The following is a 4,771-nucleotide window of genomic DNA, read 5'->3' on the forward strand; positions in this document are numbered from 1 at the left end:
AATCGCCTCTCACCCGAGAAACAGGCCGCCCTGCTCGAGCGTTTCGGCAGCGAAGAAAACGCCCTCGCCGCCCTCGTCACCACGCAACTGGTCGCCCCGGCAAAATCCTGAAAACGCCACCCGGCAAATAGTTTTACTTTTCCCCGCCCTTGAGCGGTTCACGCCGGTATCATGAGCAGCCTATCTAATCTGCTGCTCCCGTGGATCGTTACCCATGTCGTCTATACCCGAGCCCCAGCGTCCGCTGACGGTTACGCTGCAAGTAGTGTCCATCGTCCTTTTCACCTTCATCGGTTACCTGAACATCGGCATCCCGCTCGCCGTGTTGCCGGGCTACGTCCACAGTGACTTGGGTTTCGGTGCGGTGATCGCCGGGCTGGTGATCAGCGTGCAATACCTCGCTACCCTGCTCAGCCGCCCGTATGCCGGCAAGATCATCGACAACCAGGGCAGCAAACGCGCGGTGATGATCGGCCTCGCTGGCTGTGGCTTGAGCGGTGTGTTCATGCTGATTTCCGCGTGGACACCGAACCTGCCGCTGCTGAGCCTGATCAGCCTGCTGATCGGCCGTCTGGTGTTGGGCAGTGCGGAAAGCCTGGTCGGTTCTGGTTCGATTGGCTGGGGCATCGGCCGGGTCGGCGCGGCGAATACGGCGAAAGTGATTTCCTGGAACGGCATCGCCAGTTACGGCGCCCTGGCGATCGGCGCGCCGTTCGGTGTATGGCTGGTAAGCAGGTTAGGGCTGTGGAGCATGGGCGTGAGCATCATCCTTCTCGCTTTGCTCGGTCTGGCGCTGGCATGGCCGAAGACCGCCGCGCCGATCGTCGCCGGCGAACGTCTGCCGTTCATGCATGTGCTGGGCAAAGTCTTCCCCCACGGCTGCGGACTGGCGCTGGGCTCGATCGGCTTCGGCACCATCGCCACTTTCATCACCCTGTATTACGCGACCCAGCACTGGGACAACGCCGTGCTGTGCCTGAGCCTGTTCGGCGCCAGTTTCATCGGCGCGCGGCTGCTGTTCGGCAATCTGATCAACCGCCTCGGCGGCTTCCGCGTGGCGATTGCCTGTCTGTCGGTGGAAACGTTGGGACTGTTGCTGTTGTGGATTGCTCCGGATGCGCATTGGGCACTGGCCGGTGCGGCGCTGAGCGGTTTCGGCTTCTCGCTGGTGTTCCCGGCGCTGGGCGTGGAAGCAGTAAATCTGGTGCCAGCCTCAAGCCGTGGCGCGGCGGTCGGTGCTTATTCGCTGTTCATTGATTTGTCGCTGGGGATCACCGGGCCGCTGGCCGGGGCGATCGCAGCAGGATTCGGTTTTGCTTCGATCTTCCTGTTCGCCGCATTTGCAGCGCTCAGCGGACTTGGCTTGAGTGTCTATCTGTACAAGCACACGGCGAAGTATCGCGAGGTTTAGAAGTCCACCTTGCCGCGCCCGGCCTTGATGCTGCCGCGCTTGGTTTTCGACTCCAGCCGACGCTTCTTCGAACCGAGGGTCGGCTTGGTCGGGCGGCGTTTCTTTTCCACTTTGGTGGCGCTGAGAATCAGCTCGACCAGCCGCTCCAGCGCATCGGCGCGGTTGGCTTCCTGGGTTCGGTATTGCTGCGCCTTGATAATCAGCACGCCGTCGCTGGTGATACGACTGTCTCGCAGCGCCAGCAGGCGTTCCTTGTAGAACTCCGGCAACGACGAGTTGGGAATGTCGAAGCGCAAGTGCATGGCGCTGGAGACCTTGTTGACGTTCTGCCCTCCGGCGCCTTGCGCGCGGATGGCGGTCAATTCGATCTCGGCATCCGGCAGATGCACATTGTTGGAAATCACCAGCATGGAAAAGCGTCCGTAATCAGAGGGTGCAGGATAACCTGATTCACTCAACCTCTGTGGGAGCGAGCCTGCTCGCGAAGGCGGTGTGTCAGTCGATGCAGATGTTTCTGATGGACCGCTTTCGCAAGCAGGCTCGCTCTCACAGGGTTCGGTGTGATGCCAGATTTTTCCATTTCAAAACAACAAACCCGGCACTCTGGCCGGGTTTGTCGTTTCTGCCTGCGAGGTTATTTCGCTGTTGCAGCCACCACCGCCTGCACACTGCGCTTGTTCTTGATCAGGTAGCAGACCCACATGAACACCACCCACACCGGAATCGCATACACCGAGATCTGAATCCCCGGGATCAGCAGCATCACGCCGAGGATGAACACCACGAACGCCAGGCAGACGAAGTTGCCGTACGGATACCACAGCGCCTTGAACAGCGGCGTCTGTTTGGTCTGGTTCATGTGCTGGCGGAACTTGAAGTGCGAGTAGCTGATCATCGCCCAGTTGATCACCAGCGTCGCAACCACCAGCGACATCAGCAGTTCCAGCGCGTGCTGCGGGATCAGATAGTTGAGCAGCACGGCAACCAGCGTCACTGCCGCCGACGCCAGAATCGAACGCACCGGCACGCCGCGCTTGTCAATCTTCGCCAGCGCTTTTGGCGCATCGCCCTGCTCGGCCATGCCCAGCAGCATGCGGCTGTTGCAGTAGGTGCCGCTGTTGTATACCGACAGCGCAGCGGTCAGCACGACGAAGTTGAGGATGTGCGCGGCGGTGTTGCTGCCGAGCATCGAGAACACCTGCACGAACGGACTGCCGCTGTAGGAATCGCCGGACGCGTTGAGGGTTTCCAGCAGGCTGTCCCACGGGGTCAGCGACAGCAGGATCACCAGTGCGCCAATGTAGAAAATCAGGATGCGGTAGATCACCTGGTTGATCGCTTTCGGGATCACGGTTTTCGGCTTGTCGGCTTCAGCGGCGGTGAAACCGAGCATTTCCAGACCGCCGAAAGAGAACATGATGATCGCCATGGCCATCACCAGACCGCTCACCCCGTTGGGAAAGAAACCGCCGTGGGACCACAGGTTGCTCACCGAGGCTTGCGGGCCGCCATGGCCGCTGACCAGCAGGTAGCTGCCCAGCGCGATCATGCCGACGATGGCCACAACCTTGATGATCGCAAACCAGAATTCAGCTTCACCGAAGACTTTGACGTTGGCCAGATTGATCGCGTTGATCAGCACGAAGAATGCAGCAGCGGAGACCCAGGTCGGGATGTCCGGCGCCCAGTAATGGATGTACTTGCCAACCGCTGTCAGCTCGGACATGCCCACCAGAATGTACAGAATCCAGCAGTTCCAGCCCGACAGGAACCCGGCGAAACCGCCCCAGTATTTGTGCGCGAAATGGCTGAAGGAGCCGGCCACCGGCTCTTCGACGATCATTTCGCCGAGCTGGCGCATGATCATGAAGGCGATGAAGCCGCAGATGGCGTAGCCGAGGATCATCGACGGCCCGGCGGATTTCAGGACCCCGGCAGAACCGAGGAACAATCCGGTACCGATCGCGCCACCGAGGGCGATCAGTTGAATATGGCGATTTTTCAGGCCGCGTTTAAGCTCGCCTGATTGCGAGGGTTGTCCACTCATGAAAAAGGTCTCACGCAAGGTTTGATGATGTTCAGTAGACGTTGCTGCAAGGTTGCGATTTCAGGCAGCCCCGATCAAACCCCAGCGCAGGCACCAGGAGTTCAGCTCATTTACAACGGTCATGCGTCACCTGTTTGTTTTTATCTGTGACGAAATCGAACCCGGCACGCTTGTGGCGCGGCGGAGTGAACAAGGCGGATAGCCTCGAGATTTTTGCGATTACGCAGAGGGTCACAGTTAAAACGCGGCGCATTGTACACCGCTAACCCCCTGCTGCCAGACCCGCCTGATCAGCGTGTCGGTTGCCGGGATTGCATGTGTCCGCCTCGACAGTCTCGAGCGGCTGCAAAATGTGAGTCAGGCCTTTGCAAGCCATCGACGGGGACGAGGAGAAAACCGTCCCACGGGGAGAAGTGGAAATCAGTCGCGGCGTACATTGCGCCTCCTTCTTGTTATTCGCCTGCACGACAGGCATGGGGCGCATCACACCCTGCCTGAAGGCTGGAAACAAGCGCGCCAGAGCCCTGCGTGGCGCACGCTGCGTCGGGTTACGGAAGCTTTTCCTTACAACGGATGGCGAGACGTGAAATCACCGCGTCGGCGGGCCAATATCGTCAGGTTTTCTTTACAACGCGTAACGAATATTTTCCGAATCAGAAATTTCTGTAGGACGTCTGCATATTGACGGTCGCTAGCTTGCTATCAATTTCACTAACCTAGTTTTTTGTTTTGAAATAAGAAAATCCATCCCGAAAAACAGAACAAAAAGTCTATTTAAAAATTAAATGGATAAATTTTTGCATTCACAAAAACGCTCAACTAGGTTCTTCACGTCTCACCGGCCACCTCGACCGGTCAGTCATAAACCGTGAAATTCTCTAGGAGATCGACCATGCAAGCACTGGAAAAAGACTTGGATACCGAACTGCAACTGGACGAATGGTTTGAAGCGCCAACCCATGAGGCCGCTGTGGAAATGATGCAAGCCGACGCGGTGGTTCCGTTCGGCACGGCGATGTGGCCTCTGTAAGACATCCCGGGCAGGCACGGTCCGGCCGGTCGTGCCTGCCGCTTCATTCCCCGGTCAGTCAGGGAGGATTCATGGACAAGCCCCGCGCCATCTCGCATTTCCTTTACTACCTCGAACATCACCCAGCCCTCGCCGGCCTCGACTCGGCGAAGGTCATGCTCGGCCATACTGCCGACTACGAAGCCCTGACCGGCGCCATTGCCGAACAGGCCGGTGAACATCCGCGCTTCCAGTTCAGCGCCCGGCGCCTGGACCTGGAAAGCACCGCAGCGCTGTCCGAAGC

Annotated in this window: 4 protein-coding genes and 1 pseudogene; 3 read left to right on the plus strand and 2 right to left on the minus strand. The window is 58.8% G+C overall.

From position 1 onward, the window contains the following. Positions 1-223: 223 nt before the first annotated feature. Positions 224-1,411, plus strand: a complete 1,188-nt coding sequence (locus OQK_RS03355) for an MFS transporter (protein ID WP_038861083.1) — start codon at positions 224-226, stop codon at positions 1,409-1,411. On the opposite strand, the gene arfB is transcribed toward OQK_RS03355, so the two are convergent. Both arfB and OQK_RS03365 read right to left on the minus strand, forming a co-directional pair. Further along, complete coding sequence (gene arfB / locus OQK_RS03360; RefSeq protein WP_016771119.1) at positions 1,408-1,821, minus strand: alternative ribosome rescue aminoacyl-tRNA hydrolase ArfB; 414 nt, start codon at positions 1,819-1,821, stop codon at positions 1,408-1,410. The genes OQK_RS03355 and arfB overlap by 4 nt on opposite strands. Before the next feature lie 224 nt (positions 1,822-2,045). Next, complete coding sequence (locus OQK_RS03365) at positions 2,046-3,458, minus strand: amino acid permease (protein ID WP_016771120.1); 1,413 nt, start codon at positions 3,456-3,458, stop codon at positions 2,046-2,048. Positions 3,459-4,350: 892 nt separating this feature from the next. On the opposite strand from OQK_RS03365, the gene OQK_RS30730 reads away from it, so the two are divergent. Continuing rightward, positions 4,351-4,488: a hypothetical protein gene (locus tag OQK_RS30730; protein WP_003222780.1), complete on the plus strand. Its 138-nt coding sequence runs from the start codon at positions 4,351-4,353 to the stop codon at positions 4,486-4,488. A 71-nt stretch (positions 4,489-4,559) separates the two neighbouring features. After that, a pseudogene (locus OQK_RS03375) lies at positions 4,560-4,771 on the plus strand (leucyl aminopeptidase); the annotation flags it as partial.

The organism is Pseudomonas sp. R62, from assembly GCF_000257605.1.
GTDB lineage: Bacteria > Pseudomonadota > Gammaproteobacteria > Pseudomonadales > Pseudomonadaceae > Aquipseudomonas > Aquipseudomonas atacamensis.